The sequence below is a fragment of the Colwellia sp. MEBiC06753 genome (assembly GCF_053470325.1).
In genome coordinates this window covers 166721-184343 of the sequence record NZ_JBQMTM010000006.1, presented here as the reverse complement: position 1 = coordinate 184343, position 17623 = coordinate 166721, and the positions used below count along the sequence as shown (strand labels likewise).

20 protein-coding genes and 4 tRNA genes are annotated in these 17623 nt (G+C 39.9%); 7 read left to right on the top strand and 17 right to left on the bottom strand.

Annotated features, from left to right (window positions below; translation table 11 throughout):
• Positions 1 to 165 precede the first annotated feature (165 nt).
• Positions 166 to 438, bottom strand: coding sequence for an HU family DNA-binding protein (locus ACOB82_RS07205; protein ID WP_448212284.1), 273 nt, complete (start codon positions 436 to 438; stop codon positions 166 to 168).
• A 181-nt stretch (positions 439 to 619) separates the two neighbouring features.
• Between ACOB82_RS07205 and ACOB82_RS07200 the strand changes: the two genes are divergently transcribed.
• From ACOB82_RS07200 to ACOB82_RS07180, 5 genes are all read left to right on the top strand, one after another.
• On the top strand, positions 620 to 1156 hold the full coding sequence (locus tag ACOB82_RS07200) for a hypothetical protein (protein WP_448212283.1): 537 nt from the start codon (positions 620 to 622) through the stop codon (positions 1154 to 1156).
• 64 nt (positions 1157 to 1220) lie between these two features.
• Positions 1221 to 1532, top strand: coding sequence for a hypothetical protein (locus ACOB82_RS07195; protein ID WP_448212282.1), 312 nt, complete (start codon positions 1221 to 1223; stop codon positions 1530 to 1532).
• Positions 1533 to 1594: 62 nt separating this feature from the next.
• Positions 1595 to 1936, top strand: a complete 342-nt coding sequence (locus tag ACOB82_RS07190) for a hypothetical protein (protein WP_448212281.1) — start codon at positions 1595 to 1597, stop codon at positions 1934 to 1936.
• Positions 1937 to 2107: 171 nt separating this feature from the next.
• Positions 2108 to 2356, top strand: coding sequence for an excisionase family protein (xisR, locus tag ACOB82_RS07185; RefSeq protein ID WP_448212280.1), 249 nt, complete (start codon positions 2108 to 2110; stop codon positions 2354 to 2356).
• Positions 2349 to 3605 (top strand): Arm DNA-binding domain-containing protein, encoded by a 1257-nt coding sequence (locus ACOB82_RS07180; RefSeq protein WP_448212279.1) that lies wholly within the window; start codon positions 2349 to 2351, stop codon positions 3603 to 3605. Before xisR ends, ACOB82_RS07180 begins: the two co-directional genes overlap by 8 nt.
• Positions 3606 to 3852: 247 nt before the next feature.
• On the opposite strand, the gene ACOB82_RS07175 is transcribed toward ACOB82_RS07180, so the two are convergent.
• The 12 genes from ACOB82_RS07175 to ybgC form a co-directional block, all read right to left on the bottom strand.
• Positions 3853 to 3940, bottom strand: a tRNA-Ser gene (locus tag ACOB82_RS07175).
• Between the two features lie 580 nt (positions 3941 to 4520).
• Positions 4521 to 5561, bottom strand: coding sequence for a quinolinate synthase NadA (gene nadA, locus ACOB82_RS07170; RefSeq protein ID WP_448212278.1), 1041 nt, complete (start codon positions 5559 to 5561; stop codon positions 4521 to 4523).
• Positions 5562 to 5776: 215 nt separating this feature from the next.
• A tRNA-Lys gene (locus ACOB82_RS07165) sits at positions 5777 to 5852 on the bottom strand.
• Positions 5853 to 5918: 66 nt separating this feature from the next.
• Positions 5919 to 5994: transfer RNA gene (locus ACOB82_RS07160), tRNA-Lys, on the bottom strand.
• Positions 5995 to 6052: 58 nt separating this feature from the next.
• Positions 6053 to 6128: transfer RNA gene (locus tag ACOB82_RS07155), tRNA-Lys, on the bottom strand.
• Between the two features lie 145 nt (positions 6129 to 6273).
• Complete coding sequence (gene ybgF / locus ACOB82_RS07150) at positions 6274 to 7044, bottom strand: tol-pal system protein YbgF (protein WP_448212277.1); 771 nt, start codon at positions 7042 to 7044, stop codon at positions 6274 to 6276.
• A gap of 24 nt (positions 7045 to 7068) precedes the next feature.
• Positions 7069 to 7605, bottom strand: coding sequence for a peptidoglycan-associated lipoprotein Pal (gene pal / locus ACOB82_RS07145; protein ID WP_448212276.1), 537 nt, complete (start codon positions 7603 to 7605; stop codon positions 7069 to 7071).
• Between the two features lie 44 nt (positions 7606 to 7649).
• Complete coding sequence (tolB, locus tag ACOB82_RS07140) at positions 7650 to 8996, bottom strand: Tol-Pal system beta propeller repeat protein TolB (protein ID WP_448212275.1); 1347 nt, start codon at positions 8994 to 8996, stop codon at positions 7650 to 7652.
• Positions 8997 to 9060: 64 nt separating this feature from the next.
• The gene (tolA, locus tag ACOB82_RS07135) at positions 9061 to 9975 is read right to left on the bottom strand and encodes a cell envelope integrity protein TolA (RefSeq protein WP_448212274.1); all 915 of its coding nucleotides are present in this window, start codon (positions 9973 to 9975) and stop codon (positions 9061 to 9063) included.
• 3 nt (positions 9976 to 9978) lie between these two features.
• Complete coding sequence (tolR, locus tag ACOB82_RS07130; RefSeq protein WP_448212273.1) at positions 9979 to 10401, bottom strand: protein TolR; 423 nt, start codon at positions 10399 to 10401, stop codon at positions 9979 to 9981.
• Positions 10402 to 10415: 14 nt separating this feature from the next.
• Entirely contained in the window at positions 10416 to 11093 is a 678-nt protein-coding gene (gene tolQ / locus ACOB82_RS07125) for a protein TolQ (protein ID WP_448212272.1), read from the bottom strand.
• Positions 11083 to 11493 carry a tol-pal system-associated acyl-CoA thioesterase gene (gene ybgC, locus ACOB82_RS07120; protein ID WP_448212271.1) on the bottom strand — a complete coding sequence of 137 codons (411 nt, stop codon included), beginning with the start codon at positions 11491 to 11493 and terminating at the stop codon, positions 11083 to 11085. Before ybgC ends, tolQ begins: the two co-directional genes overlap by 11 nt.
• Positions 11494 to 12148: 655 nt before the next feature.
• Here ybgC and ACOB82_RS07115 point away from each other — a divergent pair.
• Complete coding sequence (locus ACOB82_RS07115; protein WP_448212270.1) at positions 12149 to 12937, top strand: tetratricopeptide repeat protein; 789 nt, start codon at positions 12149 to 12151, stop codon at positions 12935 to 12937.
• Positions 12938 to 13177: 240 nt separating this feature from the next.
• On the opposite strand, the gene ruvB is transcribed toward ACOB82_RS07115, so the two are convergent.
• From ruvB to aspS, 4 genes are all read right to left on the bottom strand, one after another.
• Positions 13178 to 14182: a Holliday junction branch migration DNA helicase RuvB gene (ruvB, locus tag ACOB82_RS07110; RefSeq protein WP_448212269.1), complete on the bottom strand. Its 1005-nt coding sequence runs from the start codon at positions 14180 to 14182 to the stop codon at positions 13178 to 13180.
• A gap of 46 nt (positions 14183 to 14228) precedes the next feature.
• Entirely contained in the window at positions 14229 to 14849 is a 621-nt protein-coding gene (ruvA, locus tag ACOB82_RS07105; protein WP_448212268.1) for a Holliday junction branch migration protein RuvA, read from the bottom strand.
• A gap of 65 nt (positions 14850 to 14914) precedes the next feature.
• Positions 14915 to 15442, bottom strand: coding sequence for a crossover junction endodeoxyribonuclease RuvC (gene ruvC / locus ACOB82_RS07100; RefSeq protein WP_448212267.1), 528 nt, complete (start codon positions 15440 to 15442; stop codon positions 14915 to 14917).
• Between the two features lie 53 nt (positions 15443 to 15495).
• Positions 15496 to 17265: an aspartate--tRNA ligase gene (aspS, locus tag ACOB82_RS07095; RefSeq protein WP_448212266.1), complete on the bottom strand. Its 1770-nt coding sequence runs from the start codon at positions 17263 to 17265 to the stop codon at positions 15496 to 15498.
• A gap of 104 nt (positions 17266 to 17369) precedes the next feature.
• Here aspS and ACOB82_RS07090 point away from each other — a divergent pair, with 104 nt between their 5' ends.
• The gene (locus ACOB82_RS07090; RefSeq protein WP_448212265.1) at positions 17370 to 17609 is read left to right on the top strand and encodes a hypothetical protein; all 240 of its coding nucleotides are present in this window, start codon (positions 17370 to 17372) and stop codon (positions 17607 to 17609) included.
• The last annotated feature ends 14 nt before the right edge of the window (positions 17610 to 17623 follow it).

Below are 17623 nucleotides of genomic sequence, written 5' to 3'. Positions count from 1 at the left end.
ACGGTATGGCTGAAAGCCTTATCTTAGAGCCCCGGCGGCAAAGAATATTTCCTCGATGTGTGAAGAAACGACCCGCTCGGTACCCTATAAAAAGAAATGCCGCTCACCTTAAGTGAACGGCATTACCTCATTAAGAGGGCTTGATTATCCGTTGAAAAGTACGTGTTAGTTACACGCGTCTTTTAATGATTTTCCTGCTTTAAAGGTCGGTACTTTCGCCGCAGCAATTTGAATAGTTTCACCTGTACGTGGGTTACGGCCTTCACGCGCTGCGCGCTCAGATACTTTAAATGAGCCAAAACCGACTAACGCAACATCACTGCCACCAGCAAGTGCTTCGCCAATACTTTGCGTTAACGCATCAAGTGCGCGGTTAGCTGCTGATTTTGGAATATCGGCACCTGCGGCAATTTTTTCTACTAACTGACTTTTATTCATCGATGGGTATTTCCTTGTTTATTGTTCTTATCACTACTTTACCCATTTACCCCCTCATTTCAAAGAAAAATAGGCCACGAAAATAAGTCGCTGAGCACTAAGTTGCGCGTTAGAAATTTTGTATTTCAATAGGTCGTAGTGCAGCAAAAACTGCTTTTTACCCGTTTAAAAGGAAAAATAAATGACAAATGCTTTAATCAACGACCTGATTTGCGTAGCCGCTCCATTTCAATCAAAAGTGCATGCCATGCTTGGCTTTATGTTAGCGGGAGCCGATTTACCGTACGAATACGACCCTGAGCGGATTATTAACACAAATCTTAACATCGATATTAATCATCAATTTACTGTACAGTCGCCGCGTTATGGCCAAGTGGAGCTGAACTTAAGTGGCGCCACCAACGCCCTTACCGAGCGAGTTGTGGATGATGGACAAGGTAGCGAGTACGTATTAACACCCGCGATTTGCAAATGTTTAATGGGCAACCTTGTGCACTGTGTATACGTCGACCTCCCGCTTGAGTCTCTTCACTACAAGTTTGAATTAATTATTCGAGAGTTAAAGCCATATGCCAATATTTTAACCTTGGATGAAGTCAATGAGCGCTATGACCAATATTTTCAGATGGTGACAAAGCAGTTCTATCGCTTGTTCGGCAACTCCCCGTACGGCAAATACGCACCTGATGGTGCAGCGTATGATATTCCCTTTGATTGAACAATGTGTCAGGCGCCCAATAGGCGCCTCCCCTAGCCTTTTAAATCAACTTAAGGAGATTTCAATGAATAAAGCCTTCAGTAAAAAACGAAAAATTAACGCAATTTATCGCACAGCCAAACAAAACGACCTCCCGTTTGAGCTTACCTGGCAATTACTCAAACAAATAAGTAAAGACAAAGCGCTACGGCGAAAAATAAAACGTTATGGCACTTACATCAATTGGCATGAAGTAGAGTATTTGGGCGCGATGTTAAACGTACCAGTACGGAGCCAAAAAGATGGGGAGGTAATGGCGTATCAATGCTTTTTATGCAAAGAAATGCTACCTCATGATAAACATCACCTTTGGCCAACGGATAAAAATGATGGATAACTTGCCCGTTTGAAAATCTGTGATGAACTTATTTCACTGTAAATTAATCAGAGCGGTAAAAAATGATTAACCAATTAGACGAAGTCGATGTTGAACAACACAACTATTATTTTGAAAACCTCATTATCGATAAATTTAAAAGCGTTATACAAAGTGAAGCGTGTGTAGCGTTACCCCAATTTTTTCATAACGGAGGTCAAAATAACATTGATGCAGCGTTAATAATTTCACTGCTATCGAACGTTACTTACTCAACTGCACAGCAAATATTGAATACGAATGAGGGTATTCATTACTTTTTTAACGTCATGACTAAAGAAATCATACAGCTATACAAAGATGAGCCACCAACGCAGGTTAAGTTGAGTGAATTTCCTCGTGAAATCCGGCCTGTGTTGCACTGATAAACCAAACATTTTGAACAAAAAACACACAACACCCTGCCATTGGTCAAACGAAATTGCACGCGGTACGGATTTTGTCGCGTTCGCAGGAAAATCCGAGGGAGTCCAGGTCTGCCGCCATGTTTAAATATACAAGTACTCAGTAACCATATAAAAAACAAGGTATTAATAATGAACAATCAAGTATATTCAGTTGATCAAATAACCAAGATGTTAAATACAGCAATTTTTCAGTCCTCCGTAGGGCCATGGGTTTTATCCTCTATAATAACTGCGCGATTAGGTATCTCTGAGATGGCAATGCGCGAATACCGTCGATGCGCTGTCTGGGCAGAAGGTGTACATTGGGCTAAAAACCCTAAAGGTAGAATCATTTATAACGTAAAAGCTATTGATCTCTGGATGGCTTCAAATGTCTAAGTTGCCGCCGGGAGTCGAAGTTCGTGGTCAAACAATTAGAATAAGCTTTACTGTGGATGGTGTTCGGTGCCGCGAACCCATGCCACAGTTAAAGTTAACTGATAAAAACATTCAATATGCGGCTAATTACGTTGCTAACATTAAAGCTCAAATTAAAATTGGTAGTTTTGACTATTTACGAGAATTTCCTAATTCTCCAAGAGCATTAAAAGTATCGACAGGGATTGAAGCCGACTTAAAAAGAACAATTAGTCAAGGCATAAACTCTTACCTAGAACTTTATAAACTAAATAGGCACAAAAGCGGATTTAAAGCAGTAAAATCTAAATCCAAACATATTCTTAACTATTTTGGTGATAGTAGGCAAATTAGAACGGTTAAAAAAAATGAAATTGAAAAATTTAAATTTCACCTAATTCATCCAACTGCTGGTTACAAATTGAGCCCAAAAACAGCAAATGAAGTACTTGGTATTTTAATCAAAGTATTCGAAGATGCGTTTGACGACTTAATTATCACTACTAATTTAGCGAAAAGAGTTAGTAAATTTAAGACTAAAAAGGTAAATGCCAGTAACGCAGATCCTTTTACAAAAAATGAAATTTACGCACTTGAGCAACTAGATTATGAACGACCTCAAGACAAACATATGTTTCTTTTTGGAATCTGGACTGGCTTATCTGTTGCAGAACTTCGTGCGCTAGCTTGGGAAGATATTAATCTTGAACTTGGAATAATGTCAGTCAAGCGTGCAGAAGTTGAAGGTCAATATAAATGTACCAAAGAATTAGTTCGAGAAAGAACTATTGAGTTACTTGAGCCTGCGTTATTCTGGCTACATCAACAAAAAAACTATAGTATTAACATACAAGCGTCTGAAATTACTGTTATACAAGACGATTCAATAACTACAATTGAAGAAACTATTACTTTCGTATTTTATAATGACCAAAGTAGACAGAATAAACAAACACCTATCCCTTTTAGGCAAAAGCCAATGGAAACACGCTTTCACAACATTTTAAAGCGCGCAAATATAAAACTAAGAAGCCCAAATCAATGTAGACATACTTTCGCATCTCAAATGGTTTCGCAGTATATTCCTTTAGAATGGGTTGCTAGGCAATTAGGTCATGCTGATACAACGATGGTAAAAAAACATTATGGTCGATGGATACCACAAGACACTAAATCTATGGCTAAGATAGTTGAAGAAATGGTAGGCGTGAAAGGAAAGTATTTAAAATAGGTTTTAGTTTATTAGGTCACTGTAAACTTTAGCTTTGCTGAAAAGTCTAAAGTCTAATAACTTACTATAAAAATACACTAGATAAACTTACTATAAATAAACATCAATCGATATTTAATACATGACCCGTTTTATAAAAGTTAATTTATAGATGGTATAGCGTGGTTTGAAAGTACTACTAATTGCCCCCAAAATGTCCCAAATCAATAGAAACTCAGCTGAGAACCAATAAAAACATAGAAAATAATGGCGGTGACGGAGAGATTCGAACTCTCGATACGTTGCCGTATACACACTTTCCAGGCGTGCTCCTTCAGCCACTCGGACACGTCACCATTTTTGAACTATTGAGTATGTTAGAGTGTTACTGTCACTTTAATTTCAGGCTTATTGGCTGAGCACGCCTTGGCGTGGTAATCACACTTGGCAGCCACTCGGACACGTTACCTTATTTAATGCTTGAAAACATTTCAACGTTATCAAGATTGAACTGCTAGTAAAAGCAGCGCTATGGTAGAAAAAAAGCCTTGTATTCGCAAGGCTTTGTTCATTTTTAACGATTAGTTGTTCAATTCTCAAGCAACTAATACCAATTTTATTAAATATTTAACCAGTTCAGAGCTACGTCAGGGAAGTTAGAACAAAGCAAATTGATGCCGGTGTAGTCATTCTCCATCAAGACAATTTGTAAAGTTATCACTTTCTTGATGAGCTCCCGAAGGGCGAGTTTAAACGGTTTATATCCTGCGTTACTGATTTTGATAAGGGAATAACCATTATCAAAATCAAAGCCACGCCTACATGGATGTAGGTGCTTAGGTTTTGCAGGAGCATCAAACCTGTGCCTACAAGCCGTTTAATTCTCGCTAAATGTTCAAATATTTAATTCAATTGGTATAATTGTAACAGTTCTTTTTAGCGTTTTAATGACGCAGAAAACTCCAACATTTTGTTGGTTGAACGTAGTGCACCTTCACGCAAGCTCATATCAACAAATACTTCTTTGCCTTCAGGGTTAATTAACGCTTCTTCAATCGCTTTTAAGCCGTTCATTGCCATCCAAGGACAATGGGCACAACTTCTGCAGGTTGCGCCTTCACCAGCTGTAGGTGCCTCAAAAAACTCTTTTTCAGGGCACAACTGCTGCATTTTATAAAAGATGCCACGATCGGTAGCCACAATAAATTTCTTATGCGGTAACTCTTGAGCTGCTTTAATTAATTGGCTTGTTGAACCAACAGCGTCAGCAAGTTCAATAATTTCCGCAGGAGACTCAGGATGCACTAATACTGCCGCATCAGGGTGTAATGCTTTCATATCCTTAAGTGCCTTGGTTTTAAACTCGTCGTGAACGATACAGGCGCCCTGCCACATTAGCATATCGGCACCAGTTTGCTTTTGAATATAATTACCTAAATGGCGATCAGGTCCCCAGAGGATTTTTTCGCCATTTTCTTCTAAATGCTCAACAATTTCTATTGCGCACGATGAAGTAACTATCCAGTCAGCACGTGCTTTTACTGCTGTTGAAGTATTGGCATATACCACAACTGTTCGGTCTGGGTGTTGGTCGCAAAAGGCTTCAAACTTATCAATTGGACACCCTAAGTCCAGTGAACAGGTTGCTTCAAGTGTTGGCATTACTACAGTTTTTTCAGGAGTTAACACTTTTGCTGTTTCTCCCATAAACTTAACCCCAGCAATAATTAATGTTTGCGCAGGATGTTGATTGCCAAAACGCGCCATTTCAAGTGAATCAGCTACGCAACCACCTGTTTCTTCAGCTAACGCTTGGATTTCTGGATCAGTGTAGTAATGTGCAATTAAGACCGCATTTTTTTCTTTTAGTAACTGCTTAATACTTTCTTTGTAGCTTGCTTTCTCTTCGGCTGACAAAGGAATTGGTTTTGCAGGAAATTGAAAATCAATATCTACGGCTAAATTGGCTTGAGACATCGTAAAACTCGTCACTAATGGGTTTATCAAAATGGGCGGCAATTATACGCTAACATCGAGGAAATGTGTATACAGCTTCATATTAGTGTCATAAATAACTTATACGCTAGAGCGTTACGCCAGTTTAATACGGATAATATAGAAATAACTAAGATTTAGCTGGACTATTTAATGATGAATAAATTTAGAGAAAAGTAAGATGGCACTCAAGAGAGTGGTCGGTCGTGAAGGATTTGAACCTTCGACAAATTGGTTAAAAGCCAACTGCTCTACCAACTGAGCTAACGACCGATACATAAAATAGATAAGGTGCGAATTTAAGTTTACACTGCTTTAGCTATAACGAGCCGTAAGAAGTGGTCGGTCGTGAAGGATTTGAACCTTCGACAAATTGGTTAAAAGCCAACTGCTCTACCAACTGAGCTAACGACCGATTTAAACTGCACTAGACAAATAACCTAAACAAGGTAACACCTCTCTTGGTAAAGAAGTGGTCGGTCGTGAAGGATTTGAACCTTCGACAAATTGGTTAAAAGCCAACTGCTCTACCAACTGAGCTAACGACCGACATTTGTTTTCGCGTTGAGCTCTCGTCCAACGCGGGGCATATGATACTTATAAATTTTTTTAGTGCAACAACAATTTTTAAGTTTTTCTACAAATTGCGTTCGTTTGCACAAAAACACAACAAATAGACCAAGTTATCAGCTATCTATTGTAAACTTTGCAGCCTTGGTTGGGCTAATTGTGCTGCTGTAGAGTTTGGGTACTCTTTTATTAGCTGCTGATAAATTTGTACCGCTTGCGCCTGTTGATTTTGTTTTTGTGCCACCATACCAAGCTTGAGCATAGCATCAGCTCGTTTAGTTGATGACCGGTGTTGTGATACCACAATATCAAATTCTTTTGCCGCTTGAGCCAATTCACCTTTATTAAATAACAACTGCCCTAACCAATAATGCGCATTCGCCGCATAAGTCGAATTCGGGAAATTATTATTAAATGCTTGGAAAGCAGGAATAGCCTTGTCGTACTGTTTTTCTTTCAACACCATATTAACGGCACGATCATAGGCTTCGTTTTCCGTTAAATTGCTACTGTATTGACCAGATGCGGGCGTTCCCTGAGGAGCTGCTAATGTTGAAGGCACTTGATTCGGTACTTTTAACGCTTCAGACACTCGTCGTTCAATTTCTTGATAGAGTTCGCGTTGACGCTCTAGTACTTGAGTGAGTTGATGATTATGTAATTCTGTGACGCCTCGTAGCTCGTTAACTTCCATTTGAAGTTCTTCAAGCTGGCGCTGAATTTTAACCTGAGCACGATTTCTCGCTTCAAGTTGGCGCTGTAAGTTGGCTATTTGCTCAGAGGCTGAGCCCGTTCCACCGCCACTAACATCGAGCACGGGAGCGGGTTGTTGTGCCAGCGCAAATGTTGCGCTGGCCGTAACAACAAGTCCAAGTAAAACTTTGTTGATTACCATTTCCGTCCTATTTACTGCTTAATATTAGTAAACTAAAACAGCACGACGGTTTTTAGCAAACGCAGCTTCTGTGCGATCTTTAACCATAGGCTTCTCTTCACCGTAGCTAACTACGCTTAATTGTGAAGGTGAAACACCCATGTTTTCTAAATAAGTAACAACAGCTTTTGCACGACGCTCGCCCAATGCGATGTTGTATTCTGGCGTACCGCGCTCATCAGCATGACCTTCAACTAATACTTTAACTGAAGAATTTGCATTTAAGTATTTCGCGTGAGCATCAAGAATTGGCGAGAACTCACCTGACAATGTTGATGTATCAAAGTCGAAGTATACAATGTGCTCTGAACGAAGCTTTTCTAATTCTAAACGCTTTTGCTCTTCAATTTCAGCAGCGCGCTGTGCAGCAGTAACTTGCACGTTATCGGTTTCAGTAACAGTTTGTGACGCATTTGTGTCAACTTGGTTTTGACCTTCGCTATCTGAACTTGAACTACAAGCTCCTAAGGCAAACAAAGGTAATGCAACGGCTAAACTCTTCATTACTTTATTCAAGCGCATTTTTATTTTTCCTTACTCATGTATATAGAAACAACTAATAATTATTATAAAAACGGTGACCAAGCGGGTGCTTTAACCTGACCATTTTTGGCCGGTAGTCTCGCTTTAAATCGACCATCTACTGAAACTAAACTTAACACTTGGCGGTTATTGTGCATAGTACTGTAAATAATCATGCCACCATTTGGTGATACACTTGGCGATTCATCTAACCTAGTTTTGGTTAGCACTTGGAATAACCCTGTATCTAATTCTTGTTTGGCTAAATGGTATTGACCACGCGTACGATTAACCATAATTAACTGACGACCATCTGGCGTAACACTACCACCAAGGTTCATTTCGCCATCAAAAGTTAAACGTCTAACTTTACCATCGACTAAATTTACGCGATAAAGCTGCGGTTTTCCACCCCGTTCTGAACTAAAAATCAATGAATTACCATCAGGCGTCCAACTTGGCTCAGTATCTATCGCTCTATGACGGGTAACTCTGGTGAGTTTTTTCGTCGCTAACTCTAATGTATAAATCTCTGGGTTACCGTCTTTAGACAGCACCAATGCTAGCTTTTTACCATCTGGCGACCACTGAGGCGCACCATTAATACCTGGATATGAACTAATTAATGTACGTTTCCCAGTGTAAATATCAATAACATATATTTGTGCCTGACGATTCTCAAAAGTGACGTACGCCAGCTTTTCACCATTTGGATGCCAAGCTGGCGACATTAGAGGCTCTTTTGATTTTAAAATGGTTTGCTCATTAACGCCGTCATAATCTGCAAATACTAGCTGATAAGGATAATCACCTTCATCACGGACAATCACATAAGCGATTTTAGTTAAAAACGCGCCCTTATCACCCGTTAGCTTTTCATATACTGCATTACTGATTTGGTGAGCAAAGCGTCGAAATTGACTACTGCCGATTTGCGCACCACTATCGAGCAGTAAATGAGCGCTGTCTGCAACCAATTTACCGCCACTTAGCATTTGCGATTGACCACCAGTAATTTGGCCTCGAATTACATCAATTAACTGATATTTGACTTGGTAACGGCCAATGCTGGTTTCGGTAACACTGCCAACAACAATCGCTTCAACACCCGTTGACGCCCAAGCGGTATAATCGACTTCTTGATCTGAACTTGGAATTTGCGGATAACGACTAGCACTAATCGGGCTAAATTTACCGCTACGTAACAAGTCATCACTGACCACTTGATTAATGTTTTCAGGCATAACTCCCGAGCCATTCCATTTAAATGGCAATACTGCGATTGGTCTAGCCGAATCAATACCCTCTGTGATCACGATTTCTAAGGTCGCAAACGCTTTTGAAGAAACAATTAATAAGAATGAAAAAATGATAAGACTGACTTGTCGCATAGAACTCGTTACTCTTGATTTAATTTTGTTTATTGATTTTAAGCCGTTCATAAAAAACGACTAATTAAAACTCTGGTATTACCGTTAAGCTGATTTTTTGCATTTCCCTAAATACTTCAGGATCTTTCGATACTGGCAAAGTACCTGCTTTATACACAGCATTTTTCGCGGCATTACATACTACTGCACTGCCTTGTCCGGTTTGAACGTTGGTAACAAAGCCTGATGGTGCAAGAGTTATGGTTAATTTACAAGACTTTCCTTCCATTGAGCTACGATCCGTAATGAGATAACGCTGAATGGTTTGGGTGATCAATGCCGTATAGCGATTAATTTCTGACACTACTTGCTGGTTACGAGCTTGTTGTCTTGCTGCCATTTCTTCGGCCATTTGCTCGGCTAACATTTTTTCTTGGGCCGCCCGCTCTTTTGCTTCTTGTGCTTTACGTTTGCGCTCAGCTTCTTCTTTCTTCTTACGCTCTGCAGCTTCTCGTTCACGTTTTTTCTTAGCTTCAGCCGCTGCTTTTTCAGCCTTTTTACGCTCTTCTTCTTTACGCTTACGGGCTTTTTCCTCTGCTAGTGCTTTAGCTTTTGCCGCTTTGGCTTTTTCGTCAGCAAGGCGTTTCTCTTGCTCTTTTTGTTTGCTTTGCTGCTCTAATTTTTTAACACGTGCTTCTTCTTGCTGACGCTTGCGTTTAGCAGCCGCAGCTTTTTCTTCCAGCTCTTTTAGTCGCTTTTGTTCAGCAGCTTTTTGCTTGGCTTTTTCCTGACGAATTTTTTCCGCATGGTTTTCAATAATGGCTTTATCAACCGTTACCGCTTGAATTGGGTTTAAATTAACCTGCATCATTTTAGGTTTAGCTGGCTCACTAGAAAAGTTGCCAAACAGTAAAAATATCAGCAAACCAACATGCAGACTTATACTCAGCCCAAGCGGAGTTTTAAGCATTACTAACAGCGTATTAAGCTTATTCGACACGCCTTATTTCTCCGGCGTATCTGTCATTAAACCAACCGAAGGAACGCCCGCCTGTTGTAACAACACCATTAACTGAATAATGGCATCATAAGAAACTGCGCCATCTCCATTTACGACGACTGGTTTTTCGGGATCAAGCTGTAATTGTGCAGCAACTTCAATAGCAAGCTCATCACTAGTTACCCGTTTATTTTTACCTGAACCTTCAGCGATATAATAATTACCATCAGCATCAACAGAGGCAACAATTGGCGTTTTGCTATCTTTATCAAGCGGCTTTGAATCGGCCTTTGGTAAGTCAACTTTCACCCCTTGGGTAATAAGCGGTGCGGTTACCATAAAAATAATCAGCAACACTAACATTACATCAATGTAGGGAACCACATTGATTTCAGCGACTTTTTTACGTCTAACTCGATTATACATAGTCGCAGTTACCTTTAGTGTTCAACAGCCGTTTGACGATGCAAGATAGAAGAGAATTCTTCCATAAAGTTGGCATAGCTATTTTCAAGCTTTTCCACTTTATGGCTAAAACGGTTATAGGCCATAACCGCAGGAATAGCGGCAAATAAACCCATTGCTGTTGCCACTAACGCTTCGGCAATACCAGGCGCTACCATTGCTAAGGTTGCTTGCTGAACGGCACCAAGCGCAATAAAAGAATTCATAATACCCCAAACCGTACCAAACAAGCCGATATATGGACTAATTGAACCTACAGTTGCCATAAACGGCAAGTGGGCTTCCAAATTATCTACCTCTCGTGAAAGCGCGACACGCATTGCTCTATGGGTGCCATCAACAATCATTTGAGGTGACTGAATATTACTTTTACGCAAGCGAGCAAATTCTTTAAAGCCCGCGACAAATAAACGCTCAATACCTTGCACATGCTGACGTGATGATATTTCGTTATATAGTTTGGTTAAATCTGCGCCGCTCCAAAACTTATCTTCAAATTGCTTGAGTTGAACTGTTGCCCCATCAAGCGCTTTTTTGCGTTGAAAAATCATTGCCCAACAAGCTATTGAAAACCCTAATAAAATTAACATTACGGTTTTAACTAGCAAACTTGCCTGAAGAAACAAATCCAGTATAGATAATTCAGCTGACACCTTTTAACGCTCCTAATATAGTTTCCGGTATTGGACACGGTTTATTATTTTTAAAATCGACACACGCGACAGTTACTTCAACACGACATAATTCAATGTTTTGTTCATTAACAATTTGTTGAGTAAATATAATGCTGGCTCGTTTTAGCAGTTTAATTTGGCTCTTAACACTCAGTAGGTCATCTAAACGAGCAGAAGCAATATTTTCCATCGACACTCGTCTGACAACAAAACCTATCGATTGTTCGAGAAAATTAGCTTGCTCTATGCCTAAGTCTCTTAACCATTCAGTACGCGCTCGTTCAAAGAACTTTAAATAATTCGCATAATAGACTATGCCACCTGCATCGGTATCTTCGTAATAAACCCGTATTGGAAATGTAAAAGACGATTGCGTCATGACTACTTATGAAATGCTTATAGACTATTATTATGGCTGTTATCTTAATCAGTCTGCCCTTATCTAACAAGGGCTAGCAATAAATAAATACGTATTATTTTGTAAAAGATTAGTAAATAAACAATTCAGCTAATTTAGCCATACTTAATTTAACGACAAAAAATCTATTCAATTTAATGAAATAAATATTCATAATTAACACACCCTTTATATTTAGTGCATATAGCAAATAGGTGAATATAGGTTCACAATTAGTTACATTAGTTTTTCTAATGCCAAATTTCAATTTTATTAGTTTGTCGATTACTTACCCTTTTTATAAAATACTCTTGTTTTCTGAGCTAGCGCAGTGAGAAAGCTCACACAGCACAGATACTTTGAAAAGGTGGTGATTGCCATCTCTTCTCTCTGACATGTTTCCTGGAATTTTTAACTTCCTTCTATCAACTTTACTAAGTTGGCCCGCATCCTTGATGCGGGCTTTTTTTTATCTCATTTTCTCACTATTTCTCATGTACTTAGAGTTAAAATATTTTAATAGCAATTTAAAACTACCTACTTCTTCGTAGTTTTTATTTGACTTTCAAACAATAGGCTGTAGGGTTAATTAATAACCACTTCGGTAAATATTAATTTTCAATAACAAGGAGTCTATATGAAAGTTATTCCAACTCTAGTTGCCATGTCATTGCTACTAGCAAGCAATGTTGCCCCCGCTGCAAAATTTGACTCCTGCAATACCGAACAGTGTGTTAGCTATTTTGAAAAGTTTAAAAAAGCGGCTCGCCAAGGGTTTGTTTCGGCAGAATACAATACCGCTAAATTTTATTATTACGGTTATGGCACCGAACAAAATGATGAGCAAGCGCTAAAATACTACCGCAAAGCGGCAGTTAAAGGCATAAAGGAAGCGCAGTATATGACCGGTTTGCTTTATGTGACTCACCCTGAATTAAATGAAATTGAACAAGGCTTATATTGGTTAGAGCGCGCAGCATTAAATGGCCATAAGCATGCTGGTTTTTTGTTAGGTAAATCACTTGCTGCCAATATTGATGGCAATAAAGATTATCAAGAGGCAGATAAATGGCTAGTAGAGTCGCTTGAGCGCAATTACTACAAAATGCCAGAGCTTATAGAGCAGTTAGTCAGCATTGGCGTTTTTACCGAACAAAACTTTCCACAAATGCACAATCACCTGATTGAACAAAATCAATTTATAGTAAAAGGTAAATTAACCAATTTTGAGCCAGTACAATATGAGCGCATTACCGTTACCGGTAGCACGCTTGAGTCAGGATTTGATACCTTGTTGAAAAATTTTAGAGGCCGTAACAGCACTACCGGTTCACGCATAGGCGAAGATTGTGCGTTAACGGGGGCTTGTCAGCGTAAATCACTAAATGAAATGAAAGATAGTATTTGGGTAAGGCAAGGCCAATAGTTGCTATCAATAGAAATATAGCAATGAAGCCCAAACATTTGTTTGGGCTTCATTGTTTAAGTGTGGGTGTAGTTATTTTAGTGAATTACTTAAGCAAACAACTTAGGCAAAATAATTAGGCGGTACTACTTATGGACATGGGCTTGTTATGCGTATGGGCTTGCCATAGCCACTTTCACCTACGCACTAAAGGCATAGCCAGTAAAACCGAGCTACTCAGTCCGAGTTACTCAGTCCGAGCTATTCAGGCTTAATTAAGCCAAAATGTTGATATGTACGCTCAGTCACTATACGGCCACGAGGCGTTCGCTGTAAAAAACCTTGTTGAATAAGAAATGGCTCTAATACATCTTCGATGGTTTCACGCTCTTCACCAATCGCTGCCGCGAGGTTATCCAAACCTACTGGTCCGCCCATAAATTTATCGATAATCGCTTGCAGCAATTTTCTGTCCATAATATCGAAGCCCTCATGGTCAACCTCAAGCATATCTAATGCTTTACTCGCACTTTCTAGATTTACCACGCCTGAGGTCTTAACATCCGCATAATCCCGCACACGTCTAAGTAAACGGTTAGCAATACGTGGAGTACCGCGAGAACGCTTAGCCACTTCTAAAGCTCCTGCTTCATCTATGGTTAAATTTAAGTAATCCGCCGAGCGTAAAACAATATCAGTTAAGTCTTTACTAGAGTAAAACTCTAAGCGCTGGACAATACCAAACCGATCTCTTAGCGGTGAAGTTAGCGCGCCAGCGCGAGTAGTTGCACCAATTAAAGTAAATGGTGGCAAATCTAATTTAATCGATCGTGCAGCTGGCCCCTCACCTATCATAATATCTAATTGATAATCTTCCATCGCCGGATAAAGCACCTCTTCAACCATAGGGCTTAGCCGGTGAATTTCATCAATAAACAACACATCATTTTCTTCAAGGTTAGTTAATAACGCGGCTAGATCTCCTGCTTTTTCCAGCACAGGCCCTGAAGTTGTGCGAATGCTAACGCCCATTTCATTAGCAACAATATTGGCTAACGTGGTTTTTCCTAAACCCGGCGGACCAAATATCAACAAATGATCTAATGGCTCCCCGCGATTTTTGGCCGCAGGAATAAATATTTCCATCTGTGCTTTAACGTGGTCTTGGCCAGTATAATCAGACAGTAGTTTAGGACGAATAGCGCGATCGACTCCTTCGTCTTCAACAGTGGCTGCGGGTTGTATTAGTCGATCTGCTTCTATCATTAATCTGCTCTTACTATCTTTTGATATGATTTTTCTAGCTGGCTCTCTAGATCATTGCCTTTAGCGCTTGCTTAATCAATTCTTCACTAGATTTTTCTTTGCTAAACACCGCATTAATTGCTTTATCAGCTTGCGATTGAGTGTAGCCAAGTGACACCAATGCATTAATTGCATCACCTTTACCATCACTCATTAACATAGCATTGCTACTCACAAGTGCTAAATCTGGTGTTTCTGTTGGGTTAAAGCTCGTTTCGTGCTGCCAATCTTTTATTCTATCGCGCATTTCAATCAGTAAGCGCTCTGCAGTTTTTTTGCCAATACCAGGTATTTTTACAATTGTTGAGGCATCATCGTGGGCTACACAGCTAACAAATTGCTCAGCTGACATACCAGATAAAATGGCAATCGCTAATTTAGGACCAACACCACTGGCCTTAATCAATAAACGAAATAGTTTTCTATCAACCTTATTGGCAAAGCCATACAATAATTGTGCATCTTCTCGCACTACAAAATGGGTATATAAAATTGCTTCTTGATTTAGCTCAGGTAAGGCATAAAGTGTGGTCATTGGTACATGAACTTCATAACCAACGCCATTACATTCTATCAGTATTTCAGGTGGTAATTTTTCGATTAATGTACCGCGTAAACGTCCAATCACAACTTGTTCCGTTAATCAGTTTGCCACAGCTTAACACTAGATAAATATACAGTAAACGATTTTTATTAGCGAAGCCTACCACGAACAGTTTTTGTGACTTGACCTGCCATTTTCGATAATGAGTCATGACTATGAGCATGGCAAAGTGCTACGGCTAACGCATCAGCAGCATCCGCTTGTGGGGTACCGGGTAATTTTAAAATAGATTTAACCATATGCTGCACTTGAGTTTTATCTGCAGCCCCTGTTCCTACTACCGACTGCTTAATCTGTCTGGCGGAATATTCCGCAATCGGTAGTCCAGCATTGGTTGCAGCAACAATTGCCGCGCCGCGAGCTTGACCTAGTTTTAACGCCGAATCAGGGTTGGTCGCCATAAATACTTGTTCAATAGCAAATAAATCCGGCTGAAATTGAATGATCAATTCAGAAACGCCAGCAAATATTGTTTGCAAGCGGCTTGCTAAGTCTTCACCGGCAGATAGCGCTTTTATACAGCCACTACCAAGGTAGGTAAACTTTCGGCCATGTTGCTGGATAACACCATAACCTGTAAAGCGAGAGCCTGGATCTATGCCTAATATAATTGACAAAAGACACCTCATAAAAAAGCGCGCTAAGTGCGCGCTTTATTGGTTGTTAGTGATTATTCCGATTGCTCTTTTTTAATTGTCGCAATACTTAATTCAGCCAGTTGTGCAGGATTTGCCTGCCCTGGTGCATTAGTTAATGGACACGCCGCCGTCGTAGTTTTCGGGAATGCCATAACATCTCGAATAGAACTAGCACCGGTCATTAACATCACTAAGCGATCTAAACCAAAAGCAAGACCAGCGTGCGGTGGCGCACCATATTGTAGCGCTTCAAGTAAGAAGCCAAATTTCTCTTGTGCTTCTTCTTTACCAATACCAAGAATTTCAAATACCGCTGACTGCATCGCTTGGTCGTGAATACGTACTGAGCCACCACCTAATTCACATCCATTTAATACCATATCATAGGCATCAGATAAGGCGCCGGCTGGATTTGCCTTTAACTCTTCTGGAGTTAAACCTGTTGGTGCCGTAAACGGATGGTGGATAGCATGTAAATGACCATCAACTTCTTCAAACATTGGGAAGTCAACCACCCAAAGCGGCTTCCATTCTTTAGTCGTTAAACCTAAGTCTTCACCTAACTTCAAGCGTAAGGCGCCAAGTGATTCTGAAACAGTTGTGTAGTTATCAGCGCCGAAGAAAATAATATCACCCGTTGCAGCGTTTACTCGCGTTAATAAGGTATTAACCGCCTTTTCCGATAAGAATTTTAGTATTGGTGATTGTAAACCATCTAAGCCAGCATCAATATCATTCACTTTTAGCCAAGGCATACCTTTAGCACCATAAATGCCAACAAACTTGGTTAAGTCATCAATATTTTTACGAGAAAAATCTTTCGCGGCACCTGGTACATTGATTACTGCTACACGGCCTTTTTCATCATTAGCAGGCGCTGAGAAAACTTTAAACTCAACGTCTTTAACGATATCAGCAATATCAACGATTTCTAATGGATTACGTAAGTCAGGCTTGTCTGAGCCAAAACGTGACATCGCTTCAGAATATGGCATACGTGGGAATTCACCTAAATCAACATCAAGTAATTTGATGAATAATTCTCGGATCATTTTTTCCGTTACTGCCATCACTTGATCAGCCGACATAAACGAAGTTTCAATATCGATTTGAGTAAATTCAGGTTGGCGATCAGCACGTAAATCTTCGTCACGGAAACATTTAACGATTTGGTAGTATCGTTCCATGCCCGACATCATCAGCAATTGCTTAAACAATTGTGGTGATTGAGGTAATGCGAAAAAACTGCCTTTATGCGTACGGCTCGGTACTAAATAATCACGCGCACCTTCTGGCGTTGCCGCAGTAAGAATAGGCGTTTCAATATCCATAAAGCCTTGAGCTTCTAATGATTCACGTACCGCCGATGTCACTTTCGCGCGGAAACGTAAACGTTCAGTCATTTCTGGACGACGTAAATCTAAGTAACGGTATTTTAGGCGCTGTTCTTCTGAGTTTTCTTGATTTGAATCTAACGGTAATGGCGCAGCTTTATTTAAAATATTAAGCTCTAAACCCAATACTTCAATCGCACCCGTTGCCATATCTTTGTTGATTTGACCTTCAGGACGCGCGCGTACTTTACCTTTAATTTGGACACAAAATTCATTACGTAAGGTATTGGCTTTTTCTAATACTTCTGGCAAGTCTGGATCATAAACCACTTGCACTATGCCTTCGCGATCACGCAAATCTAAGAAAATTACCGCACCTAAGTCACGACGACGATTAACCCAACCACATAAAGTGACTTCTTGTCCGATGTGAGATTCATTAACCTCACCACAGTAAAGACTACGCATTTAACTATTATCCTGAAATGAAAAACCCGCTATATGCGGGATAATACCAATTGAATTAAATATTTGATCTTTCAGCGAGAATTAAACCGCTTATAGGCACAGGTTTGATGCTCCTGCAAAACCTAAGCACCTACATCCATGAAGGCGTGGCTTTGATTGCAGGTAATGGTTATTCCCTTATCAAAATCAGCAACGCAGGATATAAGCCGTTTAAACTCGCCCTTCGGCAGCTCTTCAGGAAAGTGATAACTTTACAAATTGTCTTGATGGAGAATGACTACACCGGCAACAATTTGCTTTGTTCTAACTTCCCTGACGTAGCTCTGAACTGGTTAAATATTTAATAAAATTGGTATAA

Coding starts and splice junctions, on each gene's coding strand:
- ACOB82_RS07205 (WP_448212284.1), bottom strand. CDS start 438: ATGAATAAAAGTCAGTTAGTAGAAAAAATTGCCGCAGGTGCCGATATT.
- ACOB82_RS07200 (WP_448212283.1), top strand. CDS start 620: ATGACAAATGCTTTAATCAACGACCTGATTTGCGTAGCCGCTCCATTT.
- ACOB82_RS07195 (WP_448212282.1), top strand. CDS start 1,221: ATGAATAAAGCCTTCAGTAAAAAACGAAAAATTAACGCAATTTATCGC.
- ACOB82_RS07190 (WP_448212281.1), top strand. CDS start 1,595: ATGATTAACCAATTAGACGAAGTCGATGTTGAACAACACAACTATTAT.
- xisR (WP_448212280.1), top strand. CDS start 2,108: ATGAACAATCAAGTATATTCAGTTGATCAAATAACCAAGATGTTAAAT.
- ACOB82_RS07180 (WP_448212279.1), top strand. CDS start 2,349: ATGTCTAAGTTGCCGCCGGGAGTCGAAGTTCGTGGTCAAACAATTAGA.
- nadA (WP_448212278.1), bottom strand. CDS start 5,561: ATGTCTCAAGCCAATTTAGCCGTAGATATTGATTTTCAATTTCCTGCA.
- ybgF (WP_448212277.1), bottom strand. CDS start 7,044: ATGGTAATCAACAAAGTTTTACTTGGACTTGTTGTTACGGCCAGCGCA.
- pal (WP_448212276.1), bottom strand. CDS start 7,605: ATGCGCTTGAATAAAGTAATGAAGAGTTTAGCCGTTGCATTACCTTTG.
- tolB (WP_448212275.1), bottom strand. CDS start 8,996: ATGCGACAAGTCAGTCTTATCATTTTTTCATTCTTATTAATTGTTTCT.
- tolR (WP_448212273.1), bottom strand. CDS start 10,401: ATGTATAATCGAGTTAGACGTAAAAAAGTCGCTGAAATCAATGTGGTT.
- ybgC (WP_448212271.1), bottom strand. CDS start 11,493: ATGACGCAATCGTCTTTTACATTTCCAATACGGGTTTATTACGAAGAT.
- ACOB82_RS07115 (WP_448212270.1), top strand. CDS start 12,149: ATGAAAGTTATTCCAACTCTAGTTGCCATGTCATTGCTACTAGCAAGC.
- ruvB (WP_448212269.1), bottom strand. CDS start 14,182: ATGATAGAAGCAGATCGACTAATACAACCCGCAGCCACTGTTGAAGAC.
- aspS (WP_448212266.1), bottom strand. CDS start 17,265: ATGCGTAGTCTTTACTGTGGTGAGGTTAATGAATCTCACATCGGACAA.